Origin of the sequence: Streptomyces sp. NPDC098789 (genome assembly GCF_044759975.1) — a bacterium.
In the GTDB taxonomy this organism is placed as follows: Bacteria; Actinomycetota; Actinomycetes; order Streptomycetales; family Streptomycetaceae; genus Streptomyces.
In genome coordinates, this window is the sequence record NZ_JBIWAJ010000046.1 from 1 (window position 1) to 16,066 (window position 16,066).

General features: G+C 58.6%; 6 protein-coding genes and 3 pseudogenes. 3 read left to right on the plus strand and 6 right to left on the minus strand.

What is annotated here, in order from left to right; all coding sequences use genetic code 11:
• Nucleotides 1-916: 916 nt before the first annotated feature.
• The 4 genes and pseudogenes from ACIQWR_RS40965 to ACIQWR_RS40980 all read right to left on the minus strand — a co-directional run bounded on the left by ACIQWR_RS40965 (nucleotide 917) and on the right by ACIQWR_RS40980 (nucleotide 10,884).
• The gene (locus ACIQWR_RS40965; RefSeq protein ID WP_404021128.1) at nucleotides 917-4,831 is read right to left on the minus strand and encodes a hypothetical protein; all 3,915 of its coding nucleotides are present in this window, start codon (nucleotides 4,829-4,831) and stop codon (nucleotides 917-919) included.
• A gap of 37 nt (nucleotides 4,832-4,868) precedes the next feature.
• The gene (locus ACIQWR_RS40970; RefSeq protein ID WP_404021130.1) at nucleotides 4,869-7,232 is read right to left on the minus strand and encodes a hypothetical protein; all 2,364 of its coding nucleotides are present in this window, start codon (nucleotides 7,230-7,232) and stop codon (nucleotides 4,869-4,871) included.
• A gap of 7 nt (nucleotides 7,233-7,239) precedes the next feature.
• Nucleotides 7,240-9,963, minus strand: coding sequence for a DUF6603 domain-containing protein (locus tag ACIQWR_RS40975; protein ID WP_404021133.1), 2,724 nt, complete (start codon nucleotides 9,961-9,963; stop codon nucleotides 7,240-7,242).
• A 167-nt stretch (nucleotides 9,964-10,130) separates the two neighbouring features.
• Nucleotides 10,131-10,884, minus strand: a pseudogene (locus ACIQWR_RS40980) (transposase family protein).
• Between the two features lie 230 nt (nucleotides 10,885-11,114).
• Here ACIQWR_RS40980 and ACIQWR_RS40985 point away from each other — a divergent pair.
• Entirely contained in the window at nucleotides 11,115-11,750 is a 636-nt protein-coding gene (locus tag ACIQWR_RS40985; protein ID WP_404021135.1) for a transposase family protein, read from the plus strand.
• A gap of 165 nt (nucleotides 11,751-11,915) precedes the next feature.
• Here the strand turns inward: ACIQWR_RS40985 and ACIQWR_RS40990 are convergent, their stop codons facing one another.
• Entirely contained in the window at nucleotides 11,916-14,255 is a 2,340-nt protein-coding gene (locus ACIQWR_RS40990) for a hypothetical protein (protein WP_404021138.1), read from the minus strand.
• A gap of 134 nt (nucleotides 14,256-14,389) precedes the next feature.
• Here ACIQWR_RS40990 and ACIQWR_RS40995 point away from each other — a divergent pair, with 134 nt between their 5' ends.
• Nucleotides 14,390-14,590, plus strand: coding sequence for a hypothetical protein (locus ACIQWR_RS40995; RefSeq protein ID WP_404021141.1), 201 nt, complete (start codon nucleotides 14,390-14,392; stop codon nucleotides 14,588-14,590).
• Here ACIQWR_RS40995 and ACIQWR_RS41000 read toward each other — a convergent pair.
• Nucleotides 14,570-15,046, minus strand: a pseudogene (locus ACIQWR_RS41000) (transposase family protein); the annotation flags it as partial. The gene ACIQWR_RS40995 and the pseudogene ACIQWR_RS41000 overlap by 21 nt on opposite strands.
• Before the next feature lie 165 nt (nucleotides 15,047-15,211).
• On the opposite strand from ACIQWR_RS41000, the pseudogene ACIQWR_RS41005 reads away from it, so the two are divergent.
• A pseudogene (locus ACIQWR_RS41005) lies at nucleotides 15,212-16,018 on the plus strand (transposase family protein).
• Nucleotides 16,019-16,066 lie beyond the last annotated feature (48 nt).

Consider the following 16,066-nt stretch of genomic DNA (forward strand, 5'->3'; position numbering starts at 1 on the left):
ACCGAACTCCACGACGCCTTCGTCTCCCTCGCCTGCAGCCTCATCTGCTGGCGACGACTCAACAAGCCCGACTCATGATCCTGTTACGAGCTCTTGGCAGCGCCGGTCCGCGACGACGGGAATGCCGAGGCTGACGCAGGCGGCGATCATCCGGTGCCGGCGGGCGGCCGTCGGGCCGTGGGCCCGGCCGAGCAGGAAGGCTATCCGGCGGCAAGCTGTCTGAGAGCTCCGTTCCTGCGCAAATACACCCCAGCGACCAGAGCGCGCTGAGACAGCGCCAGCCTGCACCTTCGTTCACCCCCACGGATAACGACCAGCATCGTGACCCACTCCACCAGGGTGTACGGGACACCGGGTATGGCAGGACAAGAAACCAACCAGGCCCCCGAGTCGGAGAGTTTCGGACGTCAGACATCTCGCTCAACAACCCGAGGGCCCTGCCTGCTACGCCACCCTGGCATCACCCGACCAGCGGACAGCCTGAACAGGCTCACTCGATAAAGCACCGTCTTCATGAAGCGAACGTGCAGGTCGCTGTCCCGATTTCCCATGGGTCGCCCGTGTGTTTCCGGGCCACCACGTGACCCGGCATCCACTGCATCGTCCAGATCTGCTTGCCCTGCACCTTGGTACGGACTGGTCCTGCCATGTGCCGGGCCGGTCCGCGCCCCGGCACTATCACCATCGGCTCCAGCCAAAATGCTGCCCGTCATTCAACGGGGACCATACCCTGGATGCCCCCGGCGAGCGCGCTTTGCTGATCGTAAACCCGTGTACCGGGGTGTGGTACTGGCGAGGCCCCGCCACCAGTGTGATAAGTGAGGCCATCACCATGGTGGCGGGAATTCGTTATTTTACCCCCTATAGCAATTGACCAGTATCGTTCAACCATCGGGGTAGGATGAAAAGGATTCAGTTATGAGTCCTTCTTCTGCGTGAGCTGCAGATAGCCGCTGTGGGCTTCAGTGGTGACGGTGAGAGCTTCGTCGCTGGGCTGGATTTCCGAAATTTGATGGTGTGTCCAGGAAACTTTTTCCTTTTCGTACCCAGCTTGAGTCCATACCCATGTCCCGGTGTCCTTTCCGATGGTAGGAATCGGCATGTGGCGTGCGCTACCAGTGGGTGAAGGTGTCATAAGAACTGAGCTAAGAGGCAAGGCGGGACGGATGTTCTGCAGTACGCCGTCGAGTGTGTGAGCGGGTAATGATAGTGCCGCTACTGGAAGTAGATCGGTGACAGCATGCACCTTGTGATGGGGGCATAGCAGGAGGGTCGCATGTACGTCCTTTTCTGTAGAGGATGACGCATCGACGACCTTCATCGGGAGGTCTTTAGGGCTGGCTTTGCGCGTATAGTTTCCAGGGTCTTTTTCGGATGAGGTCTTGTGATAGGTGTAGAAGGTATTGAAATTGGTATTGGCGTTTTCTCCGTCTAGGTAGTAGCCAAGGAGGCCATCGGTATATAGGCGGGGGTCGCCGACTACTATGGGCCAGGGGGAGGCTGTGGGAGCAGGGCGAGGTTTTGTCCCGCTGAGCATTTCATCGGTGGGTGGCAGGAGAGGCGGACCGTCGAGTTCAAGGCGCAGACGTGCCGTGGCTAGAGCGACAGGCCGGCCGATCAGTATCGCCCGGCGGTCGGCGTCTGTGCCCCGGGGCGGCGGCGGGCTGACGGCGGGGAGGCTCATTTCGAGAGAACTGAGTAGAGCGTAGAGGCCGCCCTTGCCCTGTCCCTGACCGAGAAGCGGTTTGAGGAAGCTGTAGAGAATAGGGTGGTCGGTCTGGAATTTCCCCCCAGTGCTCATGGGGTCGGTATAGAGGGTATTGCCTGGGAGCGGGCGTGCTGTGGCGACACTGTCAGGGCCGAGGCAGTGCAGGTCGAAGAGGGGCTGGCCTTGCGCGTCATAGCACAGCAGGGCGTTGCGATTGCCGAAGCGGGTCGCCATGAACCAGCCGTGGACGGGGTTTCCGGTAGAGGGGTCGGGGAGGTCGCATAGGGGGGTGCGGGGCCGGCTCGGGCTGGGGGCGGTCAGGTAGTCGAAGCGTAGGCGGGCACTTTGCATGAGGCGGGGGGGCAGGTCGATGAGACCAGTGGAGTCGATGACTTCCGACGGGGCAGTGTTAGGAGAATCTGCGCTGGCTGCGACTGCGGTGTAGCTGCGCGTGTCGACGTTGTTCGTAGTGTCGTGGGCGACGGCCATGGAGTGGGCAACTTGGAGCACACGGATGTCGGCTTCAAGGATGCGGCCAAAGGCGTCGTGTACGCGGACCGTGCTGAGACGGAGTTGCGCTGAGCGGACTTCGGGGAAGTTCGCGTCGCCCATCGCCTCTTTGTCTTCGGGGTTGATCGGGGCGAGAGGTACGTGAGGGGAGCGGGTGGCTAATACTTTGGGGTCGGGAGTGGCGAATTTTTCGGGATCTGACGGCGGGCCGTAGTTAAGGTCGTCCGGCTTTCCCGGCAAGGCTAGAGCGCTTCGGGTGGGAAGGTGTACGTCTTGTTTGCGTCCGCTGAGTGCTTCGTTGACTCCGGAAAGTGTGGTGGTCAGTAGGTCCCATTTATTGTTGGCGATTTGCTCGTCCATCTGGAGGTAGGCGGCTCTTGCTTTGGTGCTCTGAGCGCCTTCAGCTGCCTGGCGCAGACGGTAACGAGTGTGGCTTTCGACTACGGGCTGGACGGTGGACAGTCCGGTTTTTATTGTACGGACTGCATTGACTGCTATTTCTCTGTCGCCTGTAAGGTTTTGATGGAAGAACTGAGATACCTGCTCTTTTCCTGCTGTGTCTTTGACTGGGGCGGTATCTTTTGTGGTGAAGGTATAAAGGCGACTGGGATCTTCGTGCGACTCTCCCACGTGGTGGGGGTAGAGGTCGGCAGTCCATTCGACGTACAGGGGCTTCCATGGCTGTCGCCACCAGCGAACGTATGGATCGTTGGAAGCGATTTCGCTGAATACTTTGCTGCGGCCAGTGCCGCGGGCGTTTTTGTTGTTGACCTGTGGATCGCAGACGCCAGACTGAACTGCTTCCAGGAGCTTTTCAAACTGGGCGACGATGCCGTCGATGCTGTCGGCTGCTGGTTTCGAGAGGAGGTCTTTTATCTTTGAGCTGACAGTTAGAGAAACTGTACTTCCTGAGTTTTCTGCTAGTGAGACAGTGAGTTTTCCGTCCAGGTACCCATCTTTTTCGTGGATCCGTTGCGGGTCCTGGACGTTGCGGAGGACAACGACTGGGTTGGCTACCTCTCGGAAAGGGGGCAGAGGGCCAGCCCGGAGGGTGCGTCCGGTGCCCGCGTAGGCTGCCTGTGTCTTCTTGGAGAGGTCCGTCACTGCACAGAGGGCGCTGTTCTGCTCTTCGGCTGCGGTCTTGAGGAGTTCGCTGAGTTTCTTGACTGCTTTGACCTGGTCTTCTGTGGGTTTTTGTGTTATTTCCTGCTGTTCTATCAGGAATCCTTGAGTGGTCCACCACAGGCCCTTGAGGCGAGCTGCCAGGTCGCTCACGTTACGGTTGGCGGTGTCCAGGCGTGCCTGGGCATCGTTTAACTGGTCAAGGGCATCTGTCTGGGCATCGAGGATCGGTGGTACCGGCCCCTTGTGACCTTGATCAGCAAGGAGATACCAGCGCCTGCTGCCCGGAAGCGAAGCGAATGCAGCATCCAGTTGGGCAAATTGCAGGGCATAATCTGCCAGAGTCTCGGCAGTATGGTCGGGCAGACCAGGTTTGCTGGGAGTCTCCATCATTCCATACTGGAATGCCTCAAAGGCTCGGCTTTCTGCAGGGGAGAGGAAGTCTGTTCGAGCGATGACGGCGGCGCAGGCTTCCACGGAGGAATGCCCCACGGCAACGCCGACATTCTGCGGCTGAGGGCAGCCGTCGAGGCTAAACTCGTCGCTGTTCTCGAAAGAGGGACGGTAAGTAGCGGGGTCGCTGTTGGTGTTCCACGGGATGCCTAGGACAGTGCCAACGTAGACAGTGCCCGTGGTACTGAGCTCTTCATTGCTAAGGGAGGACGGCAATGACCAGCCAAGGGACTCCACTGCTTCGCGTATATCGGGATTTGATGAGGTAAGGAGTCCGTCTTCGGAACCGGAATGCCAGCCGACTACCAGGTAGCTGACAGTTATTTCGCCTTTCCCGCTCGAGGTTTTCTCCTGGGCTTTTTCCAAGTCGGCATTCAGGTCCCAGAAGGAGAGAATATTCTGATTGTACGGCTGGTAGGATGAGAAGTTTGGCATTCCGGTGCTGTTGACAGTCAGGAATGCCTTGTGGCCTTCCGGCTCGGGCGGAACGCTGAACTCTCCCGTACCGTCACCAAGGGGGTAAACAGCACCGTAAGCCTGTCCTGACGGGTACCCTCCGTATGCTTCTTGGTCCACAACCGGAAGGAGCGCTGCGGTATAGTCCTCGTCATTCCGTCCGCCTGCATCCTCGGTGTTGGGCACGTCGCTGCGCAGGAGCCAGAACTGCAGCTCTTTTGTGTCCGCTGCCGGCTGATGGCGACCCGGGGCTGGTGGAGCCGCCAGTGCGCGGTCGGTGGGGATGCTGTGCCGGGCCACGAGCCAGCGGTTGGGGATGAGGGGGAACTCCCCGTGGTCTGGGTGTGCGAGGTGGGGCTGGGCTAGCCCAGCATCCGCTGGCGGCCCTGCTTTCGGTTCGCCGGTGCGTTCTTTACCGGTCCGCAAGGCTGCAGGTAGCTCCCACTGGACAAAGATCCCCTTGGCCTGTTCCGTAGAGTCTATTTTGTTTCCCATTTCGACCCTGCCGCGGCCGGATATTTCGTCGAAATTTGGGGTGCGCCGGTCGACTTTACCCTTGCTTACAAGCGCATCGTTGGACATCATTGCATCGACTGCGAGAGGAACGATGATGGGCTGGTTAGTAGGTGGCATTTTCATCAACCTTCGCCGGAGCGGTAATGGTCAGGACGGCTGGGGGGTGCAGCATCTGAAGGGCAAAGCTGCCAGAATTCACCTGTTTCTTCTGTACGGCGGATATGGCTGCCACAAGTTTCTTAATATCGACGACTTCACGCTGATGCATGTCGGACACGGAATCATTTTTCAGACAGCCCGGGCCACCGATATCGAATACCTGGATTTTTTCCTCAGTGACTTTGCCGTCATTCCCTCGCAGAGCCTTTGTGCCCGGTTCGGCATTGTCGAGGCCGAACTCGAGAGTATGGGCCGGTTCGCGGACAATAATTTTATCCGGGAGACGTGTCAGCATCAACAGCGACGTGTCCGGACCAAGGTTGCGCTGAGTTATAAGTTCAGAGTCTCCGCCAACTACGGTAAAAATGCCGGAAATATTTTCTGGCCATTTCCGAATTATCTGGGAACGTATCAGAACGCCGCATGCAGAATCTTCGACTCGGCCATCCTTGTTCTTATTGGGGCGGAAAGCGACCTTTTTGATGTGAGGAGCTACTGCCTGGTCCACAGCTGTGTGGCCGGCTACTGCGAGCATCCCGTCGGCGAAGGCGCTCAGCCACCGGTGGTCAAGAGAGAAGAAGCGCACGGAGTCCGGGGGCAGTACAACGTGAGCCAGAGGCATCAGATGCCAGGAGGGCAGAAGGGCAAGAAGTGCGGGAGGGTTCCACAGCCAGTCAACGGTCTCGCCGTCTCCGGCGAAGCTCAGTGACGGCGAGATGTCCGTGAACGTGTTCCTGAGCACGGCATGCAGTCCGTCGACAACAGGATCCTGTTCGAGAAGGCTCACTGCGTGGTCGAGTATCGGTCCCGGCTCCGCGGCAGAGGTATCGGTAATGTGCAGGGCCAGGCGATCAGCCTTCGGCTTCTCACCGAACACACTGGTGAGGCTATCGCCGAGGCCCTGACCATCCGGCCGTCCCGTTCCGGCCATGAGCTGGTCAAACTTGTGGCGCCACGTGCCTGCCTGCGCAGCGTCGGCTGCGGCCTCTGCCAGCAGGGCCGTTTGCAGTTCAGGCGGGTGTGCCAGATTGCCATGGGTCGCGGCGGCGACCGTCATCAAATATAGCGAGCCCGCAGACGAAAGGAAGAAGAGCTGGTCGAACAGGTCCTTGCGCGAGAGCACGAGTTGACTGCCCATCGTCCAGGCAGAAGCAAGAGAAATGTCGAACATTCCCTCGGAACTGTGATATATGAGGGCTTCGTCGGCGGAGCGGAACGGCACGTGCTCCTGAGGCGGGGTAGGTGCCGGCCAGGGGCCCAGCGGTCCCCTGTACCAGGAGACGGTGCGTTCACCCGTCACCAGGGTGTGCGCCATGGGCACGTACCCCGCCTTCAGGCGCTCCCCCACGGCCTGGTCGGCGGCAGGCGCTGCCGTTTCCGTCGGCTGGACCGCAACAGCGGTGGCTGGTGCGGTATAGCGCAGCCGGTTGCTGCTGCGGGCGGTGTCGGTCTTCATGTGAGTGAAGGCGTCGACGTACGAGGGGTCTTCACCAGAAATAGAGTTGAAGGACCACGACCAAAGAGACAACAGCCGGATCTTGGTCTGTTTGCCGCTGTACTCTCCGAGGTGGCCCTCATGTCCGATGAGGGAGACGACATGTGCCGTGTAGTGACACGGCTGTTTTACTGCGTCCTTCTCCTTGCCCTTCAGCATGCGGGGGAAGCGGCTGGAGATGAGAGTGCTGCAGGCACGCCAGGGAGTTTCCTCCGTATTGGCGAACGTCGTGCTGGTCCCGGTCTGACGGCGTACATGGGCAAGATAGGGAAGCTCGGACTGCGGATCCTGAGGCATCAAAACCTTGAACCTGGCCATGTCAAGGTCGATGGTTGTACACGGAGCATCGGCCAGGAGGATATCCGTGACCTTCGGCAGGAGCGTCGTCTCAGGAGCTTCCCTCAACTGCTTGGAAGCCATGCCGGTCTTCACATCCTCCGCCCCGACCTCGCCGTCTGCAAGCAGAAGCACCACCATCGCTGGAATATTCTGCCATTTTTCATCTATACCTGCCGGCCGCTCCCAGGGAAGATAGGGATTAGCCAGAGAAACATATGGCAGAAGATGTTCACAAGGGGCGGACGAGTTGGCAGCCGGGAAGCAGGCCACCACGTCCTCGGCGGTGAGGCTGTAGCGTGGAGTGCCCACAGTAAATTTCTGGGAAGGATTAACGAATTCCCATTTCTCGTTTTCACCGTCTCCATATTTGACGGTCTGCCGTGCCTCCAGGGTGTACTCCCCTAAAGGAAGCTTGGGAACCCATGCATTGTAGAGGTCTAGCCCGTGTTCAGGGGCTGAGTTTTGCAGCGTCATGTTGCGCTCACACTCCTGTAACTTGGGGCTGGGCGTCCATAAAAGCAGACAGGTTTTTGGAGAAGTGGCCGAGGTCATCGACCTGTTCAGAGGTGATCTCAAAACCGCTCATACGCAGGGATGCCAGCTGTGACAGAATGCTCTTCCGAGTCTCAACAGTCCGCTCCAGACTTTCTTTGAGGGCGGCTGCCGAAATCGAATCAAGACGATCACCACTCGCGCCCTTGCTCATATAGTCCTTCGTCTTATCCACCTTGGGGATAGTGAGCTCAAGTCGCGCGTTCTCCCATGCCTCTCCCTTGATCTGCTCGTGGGCAACTTCGTCAGGAAGAGGCGCCGACAGCTTAACCCCGGTGGCATAGCCATCCACCAAGCCCGTTGAATCAGGGTCAGCCTTCGTAGAATGGTCCCGCCACAGTGCCGCAGGCACAGCGTTACGAGCAAGCTCGGCCCGGAAGGGCGGGAACTCCGATTCAGCGTCAGCTTCCTCTCCTGGCCACAACACCGGGACTGAAAGAAGTCCCTTGCCAGTGTGCGCTTTCACAGTGATGTCCAGCTGGGACGTTACCGACTTCTTCTGGATCGGACGGATACAAAGATATTTCGGTATCCCGTCATATCCGGCAGATGCATCCTGGTTGTTGACAGAGACCTTGGTCATCGGAACCGCACTGCCCACCGAGAACTCGAAGTCATGAGTCCCGAAAGCCCACACTGAGGGAGCCTGTCCTTCGGCACCTGCCAAGGCCTTAGAAGGCGGAGTAGGCGGCGGGAGCAACCCATTCGTCGGCCCGACAGTGAGAACCTTCTCATTATTTACCTGATCTATCGTACTGCCCTTCCCACCGGGCAGGAGGTCCCTGCGGAACTCGTCAGGAGTGACTTCCTTCTTCATGCTGTCTTTACGGCTCGCGCCGAAGTCGACATCGATACCGATGCCACATATCTTGATTCTGGCATGACCGCCGAACTTCGGACCGTAGAGTGCGCCAACTGCACTCAACTCAGCTTTGAAGCCAAAGGCCTGAGCACGTAGGAAGGCACCCCATTCCACATCGAAGTAAAGAGGGTTCCACTCGATGAGGGCATCAAGTGAAATACCGGCATCAATCTTGGCAGGCCCCCATTCTCCATGAATGTTGGAACTGGTTCCGGTCATGAATCCGTGAGGTGTCAGAGCGGCATAACAGCCGCCCCATATGTGAATGTTGCTGGTCAGCTCCCAGTTCAGCCCCAGACGGGCCGGTACAGGGTAGTGCTTCGGCACGGTCACTCTGGGGTGATATCCACCCAGGGTCACCACGAATTCGCCTGGGTGCTGACTCTTACCGAACCAAATACGCACAGAGGCCCCGCCCGTCAGATGACAGTCAGGATCGATCAGGAATGACCTCTCAGTAAATGCCGCATCGAACTCCAGGGTGTCCTTACTACTTCGGTACTCGCCCCTGATATTTAGCTCGAGCAGACCGATTTTCGGAATCTTAGCATCATTGAGGGAACTCGGGGGTAGCTGAGTCGATGCCTGACCGTACAAGCCGATGACTACGTCATCACCAAACTGGCCGATGACAGCAGCACCAATATCGAGCACTTCATAGATTCTTGCCTGCAGGCCGGCAGCCAGCCATATCTCATTCGATGCCACATCAACCCAGGGCGGATTCTCGAGAATCATTTTATCCAGCTGCTTGAGCGGATCGTCATCAGAATCGGCATCCGGAGTGAGGCATTTCACGAATGGGAACTTGTCTACCTCATCGATCTTAGGGGTACGCACCATGGTGTTGTAGCCGAAACCAGCTGCAATCTTCTCCAGCCGGAACTGAGGATTCCCTACAGATTTTTTCGACAGGTCTAGAACACCGAAGATAAATAGCGAGGGGCTGCCAGATTTTTTCTGAGCATAGAATCCAAGCGCAGAAACGCTGATAGCCGGGGTTTTCAGAACGGCCATACCACCCACCGCGGGTTCGTAGCCTTTCTTACTCAAGCGTACAAGCTCGGCGCCGATAGTGAACGGCTCGCTCTTATAAGACATGCTCAAACCGTCAAGGTGGAACTTTGGATGCTGAGGATCATTCAAAGGAATTTCTGCACCGAGGCCCTTTGTCTCAAATCTAAAGCCACCAGCAGCTAGCCCGACATCTGCCAGAATCAGCGCACTTCCTTCGCCATACCCAGCACCGAGACGGCCGATATGAATCGGGCCCAGAGAGCGATCAAAATTAACCCACCCCATGACAGTTGTATTCACCATGCCCGGCGCGGACTGTGAATTCCCATCCAATAAAAGATGGGTCTTTTCGCTGTTATTGAATGGCTTGTATATCTGATATTTTTCACCGGCTGCCGAGCCGTTCACCAGAAGAAAAGGCCCTTGCTTCATGCTTTCTGGAAGAAGATCATAACCGGTAACTTTAGACAGTTTTTCAACCTTCGACTTATCGGCATTATTGGATATATACCCGATACCCATGTCGGCCAGCCTGGTTTTTGCGCCTGCGGGAATCAGGGGATCCAGCAAAGGAACCCGAAACTCCAGGCCCTTCGGCTCCAGCCTGAACAGGGCAAACCTGACACTATCTTCCGTGTTTTCATCTTCCTCTGGAGTAGTCATCTTGTTCCCGCTTTCCGTATCGCCTGATTTGCAGATCTGGAGGTAATGGGTTCTGTTGGCATGAAAAGCTTCCGCACCCGTCGATGAATATACCGATGCAAGTCGGATCATATTGCCCACATGGCCCCGCTTTTAAATTCGGGAATTATTCGCCACTGTATTTCCTCTCTTGCCGTTGACGGATAATTATCAGGTTGGGTGGGGTGACACCCCCGGCTCTTCACAGCGCTGATCCGGTCGGCACTGCCCATTAATCAAGTAGTGAGCCTTTTTCAACCTCACGTTGAGGCGTGGTGAAGGACGACGACCGCCTTCACCACGTCCGTGATCCGGTTCGTGCTGCAGCGGAGCTTCCGGAGGAGGCGTCACCCCTTGAGGGTGGCCATGGCGCGTTCGCCGAGGCAGCGGATCTTGGCGTGGGTGGTGTTGTGACGACGCTTCCATCGCTTGAGGCGACGGCCGCGAAAGGGCACCCGGACAGGCCCGCCGGCTCCCTGGTACGCCTTGTCCGCCCAGCATTTGAGGTCCGCCTCAGCGAGGGCTTCGATGATCCCATGGTGGCGTGCGGCGGTCAGGTCGTGAGTCGAGCCGGGCAGAGCCGGCGAGGCCCAGAGCAGGCGTCCGAACGGGTCGGTGAGAACCTGGACGTTCATGCCGTGGCGTTTGGGTTTCCCGGAGTAGTACGGGGTGTCGGCGGCGATCCGGTCGATCGGCAGCAGGGTGCCGTCCAGAATCACGAACGCCTTCATCTGGATCGTCTTCATCGCCTCGGCCAGGGATGGGGCGAGGGCGGCCAGTACGTCGACGGCCTCGCGTATGTAGCGCAAGGCGGTCGCGATCCCGATACCGAACCCAGCGGCAAGCTGGGCGTAGGTGTCACCACACCGCAGGTGGGCGAGAGCGAGCAGGGCTTGGCACCCTGGTGCCAGTCGTCGCCACCGCGTGCCGATCTCCTGCCCGGGAGGTGAGATGTCCGGCCAGATATCGCAGGGTGCGACTGGACAGGTCGATCGACGACGGGTAGACAAGCACGCGAGACTCCTGGCAGCACGGTGGATCTTGGTCGTGACACCGTCTACCAGGAGCTTCGTCGTTGCGCAGGGGCGTCCAACTCGTGGCCATTACCGCCAGGTTGGAAAAGGCTCCTTCCACGCTCGACATCCCCCACGAGCTCGTCGAGCATGTCTCGTGGCTGCTCCACGCCCGTCTGCGGGGAGCTGAACTCTCCCTGGCGGCGGCTGGGTTGTTTCAAGCAGGCCCTCATGGCCCTGGCCCATCTGCGCAAGAACGAGACGTTCCCGCAGCTCGCAGCCGGTTTCGGTGTCTCCACGACAACGGCCTGGCGGTACGTGGAGAAGACCCTGGAGGTGCTCGCCGCATGGACGCCAGGACTGCACGAAGCCCTGGCGGGTCTGGGTGAGGGTGACTTCGTCATCGTTGACGGCAGCCTGGTCCCGACCGACCGCATCAGGGCGGACGAGCCCTATTACTCGGTGAAGCACCGCCATCATGGGATGAACGTGCAGGTCATCGCCCGCCCGGACGGAACACCCCTGTGGTTCTCCCGGACCCTGCCGGGCCGGACCCACGACCTGACCGCGGCCCGCGCCCACAGCATCGTCCAGGCCTGCCTCACCCGCCAGATCCTCGTTCTGGCGGACCGCGCCTACCAGGGGCCGGCGCGACCGTCCGCACTCCCTACTACCACCACAGCATCCAGCCGGCCCACTACCAACAGTTCAAACCGCGACCACGCCCGCCTCCGCGCACCCGGCGAACGCGCCTTCGCCCTACGCAAATCCTGGAAGATCCTCCGCCGAGCACGATGCTCCACCAACCGCATCGGCACCATCACCAAGGCCATCCACACCCTCCTGACCTGCACCTATCCAGGATGAAAAGGGTTCAGTGAACCCTTTTCAGCTTGACGACTGATCGGGTGATGTGAGGGTGGTGGAACGGGCAGAGCCCCACCGGTGTTGAGCGGGTTGTTTGGGCTCAGCTCGTCACCGGTGGGGCTCTGTGGTTCCTTATCGTGCCGTACTCGATGTCCCCTCGCGGCCTCAACCGCCCGCTGGAGCACTAATCTTCGCTCCGTCGACCCATCCATCCTTCGTCGCCCTCATCCAGCCCATTCGGACCTCCTCACCGTTCTCCCAGTCGATCTTTTTCTTATCATAACGCCACACCATAGTGTCATCGGGATTTATAATGAAGGCATAAGGCGTTCCGAGTTCTATAGGACTTGTTCCAGTAGGTGCGAATTTATGCCCTTCAGAGATCCCGTGACGCTCTTCTGTGAATTCCGCATTCATAATTCCATATCCGCCATATGATCCAGATACTTTTGCTGGTTTGAGGCTGACGTCCTTTCTACGCTTGCTGGCGTCGTTGTCGTTATTCCTCGCAAAGTCCCAACCCACCAAGAAGGGGATTCTAACGTCAGCTCCATAGGTTTCGGTGATGACATATTCTTTGCTTGATCCGGCATCTGAAATTACAGCAAACGCATGAGGTTTAAATCTAATCTTCTCTTTTAGGTGTGAGGATATCCACGCCTCGAAACCGGTAACGAGGAGGAAGTTCCACGCGTTTCCAACCTTCGACCTGGACCTGTCTTTAATATAGAGAAAACCGGGAGGGAGTAGAGCATGGTCGGGGAATTTCTTTCTCCAGTTGACGTCCCCACCTTCATTAAGAGCCGCACCCTGAATGGACTCTTCCGCGGTGAAATTCCTTGGTGAATCGTCTTTCGTCGTGTTCGCCAAAACGACTGTGGTGATAGGTTCTTTCATTTGCACCCTCTCGGGCTTGCTTTTGCTTTTCACCTTCTCGATCCAGTCTTCGCCTTTCCTAGCCCAGGAGACCTTGAGAGTTCTATCGTCCTCAAGCCCGCAAAAGATCAGATATCGATCAGCCCTTAAGCTGATACTATACTTGCCCCCGGGGAGTTCGAAGTCTTGTATGCCATCTGCTTTCAAAAACGCTTCATGTGCAGCATACTCGGCGTACCATGCTTTCATGCTGCCCATCATGCCGCGGTATGCAACCTCGCCGTGACTGTAAACCTCTTTGGAATAGTCATGGGTATACGCTTCCAGGAAGGGGATGATGTGGTATCTAGGAAAGGTGAAGCCTTCTTGGCTTGGGAAAGCTAGTGGGCTGGTTCCACCACTCCAGGTGACCGTTGCATGAGGAAAAGTCGTGAAGCAGTCTTTAAGCGGGGGCGCCTTGGTGTCCAAGGGCGTGAGGGTCAATTTGGTTTTCTCTGGGGCAAAGAAGGTGAAGGGAGCACCATTTGAGGCGAAGGGAGTTTTAACGGATTTGGTTCCGGGAGTCGCAATTTCAAGGGTGGCGGCTGGGCTGTGCGGTGCCTTAGCGTTCGCAGTCGGGGGAAATATCCCGGAAAGGCGGGTGTACGGCTCTAGGGTGACGGTGATATACCCATAGGATGGAGTGACAATTTCGAGGGGCTTGCTGAGGTAGTAGCCTCTAGTGGCGGTGGGTTCGAGTGGGTATGCGAGCGTGGTCGCGGTGAGGTTTTCGTATTCGACGGTGGGATCGGCAACCTGCAGGGTGACTTCCTTGGCCGCCGGTTCGGTGGTTCCGGGTTTCTTGACGGTCAGCTTGAATTTTGTGTCTTTGATGATAGTGAGCGGCGGTTTCGGCGAGTTGGCGGGCGGATAGCAACGCTGGTCGCTGGCTATTTCGACTGTCTGGCCTTCCCAGGCCAGGGTGAAGGGGCTCTGGACGCCGCGTGCAGTCCAGGTTAAGTGGATGGGTGATTCAGCAAGAAACTGTCCCTTATTTCCCAGGGGCTGCAAATCGCCGAGATAAAATCCCTTTTCCTGTTTGGTGACTTTGAGTTCTTCCGTAGTGGACGCTCCGTTCACAGGCTGGAACTCCACCTTGATGACGGCAGTGCCCTTTTTGTCGTTTAGCTCTACGTCAGTGAGGACAAGGCTCAGGCGGTTTGTTTTCTCTTTTTCCTGCTGGGCGGGTTCGATGGTAATAACGTAGCGAGAATCTACCTTTTTCGGGTCTTCGATTTTCCAGCGAGGGGTTTTGTTGTCGGGGAAGGTGTCGGTTCCCAAAGACGTTTTGAAGCGGCCAGCATTTTTCTCTGCGGTCAGGTCGGTTTCGGTGTCGCCGTAGGGTAAAGATACCTTGATCCACTTCATCGGTACACTGCGGGGGAACAGGTCCATCACGATCCGTATAAAGTCTCCGGCGGCCACCTGGTCCATCGGCGGGACGGTGTTCAGAAGCGCTCCGTATTTCGGCTCCTCTGAAGGTTGATTTTTTCCAGCGGATGTCGAGGCACTGGTAGGTTCCATTTTGTTTCTCCAGAAATCGAGAGAATAGTAGTGTATGCCGGGGGGTGCCCCTATCTCCTTCGTCAAGCGATCGTGATGACGACGGGCATGACGGATGAGTATCAGGGCTTGGGTCGTGAGAGCCGCGAGGGGTGGACGCAGCTGCACTTCGCGGCGGATGAGCAGGATCCGCGGTGGTGGGTGCTCTCCTGGCAGCGGGTGTGGAGGCGGATGCGCCTGATGGGCAGGGCAATACGCCTTTGTGGCAGGCCGTGTTCACGTATCGAGGCGATGGTGCGGTGTTGTCCCTGCTGGTCGAGGCCGGTGCTGATCCGGACAGGGACAACTTTCATGGTGTAAGCCCGCGGCGTCTTGCCGGCTGGCATATTGGTTCAGATGTCGCGACCGGGCAGGGCGGGTGAGATCCAGACCAGGGTTCCGACCGGCGCGGTGATGACCTGCAGGTTGACCCCGTGCCGCCTGCGCTTTCCCGAGTAGTCCGCTAGTCCATCGCCGGTCCGGTCGCACTCGGCGAAGGTCCCGTCCAGCAGGACATACCGGGTGTCGGCCGATCTCAGAGCTGTGGTCAGTCCCGGCGCCAGAGCGGACAGGTGTTCCACGACGGCGTGCACGTGGGCGTGCGAGGTCCCGAGGCTGATGCCGAATCCCGCGGCGAGCTGCCGCACGGTGTCGTTCTTACGCAGGTACACCAGTGCGACCAAAGCGCGCCGGGACGGCGACAGCTTGCATCCTCTGTCACCCTCACGGGTGACGATCAGCATCGTGACCCACTCCACCAGGGCATGCGGGACACCGAGTACGGCAGGACAAAAAAACCAACGAGGCCCCCGAGCTGAAGAGCAGCGGACGTCAGACATCCCGCTCAACAACCCGAGGGCCTCGCCCGTTACGCCACCCCGCCATCACCCAATCAGTAGCCAACCTGAACAAGCTCAGCGAACCCTTTTCATCCTGGCACTGAAGGGGTGAAAGGGCAGGTGAGGCGGGGTGTAGGTGACGTGGCAGGGCCCCTGGTCGTTGGCGTGGTGACTTCACTCAACACACCGGCGTCCGAGGGGCCCTGTTGGTTCCGTATCCTTCCACGCTCGACGTCCCCCACGAGCTCGTCGAGCATGTCTCGTGGCTGCTCCAGCCCGTCGGCAGGAGTTGAACTCTCCCTGGCGACGCCTGGGTTGTTTCAAACAGGCCCTCATGCCCCTGGCCCATCTACGCAAGAACGAGACGATTCCAGAGCTCGCAGCCGGTTTCGGTGTCTCCACGACAACGGCTTGGCGGTACGTCGAGGAGACCCTGGATGTGCTCGCCGCATGGGCACCCGGCCTCCACGAAGCCCTGGTGGGTCTGGGTGAAGGGGACTTCGTCATCGTTGACGGGACCTTGATCCCCACCGACCGTATCGCCGCCTACGAGCCGTAACTACTCGATGAAGCACCGCCGCCACGGGATGAACGTGCAGGTCATCGCACGTCCGTACGGAACACCCTGTGGTTCTCGAGGGCGCTGCCGGGCCGGACCCACGACCTGACCGCGGCCCGCGCCCACGGCATCATCCACGCCTGCCTCAACCGACAGATCCTCATCCTGGCCGACCGCGCCTACCAAGGCGCCGGCGCCACCGCCCGCACCCCCTACAACACCACAGCATCCAGCCGGCCCACTACCAGCAGTTCAACCACGACCACACCCGCCTGCCGGCACCGGGCGAACGCGCCTTCACCCAACTGAAGGCCCGGCGCATCCTCCGCCGAGACCGCTGGTCCGCCAACCGCATCAGCCTGATCGTCAACCCTGGGTATTCAGCGGAATTGGGTGATCTGACGTTCCGGTAGCAGAAAGGTGCCGCTGGCCTGCAAGGATGCGAGTGTCTGGGTCGTATC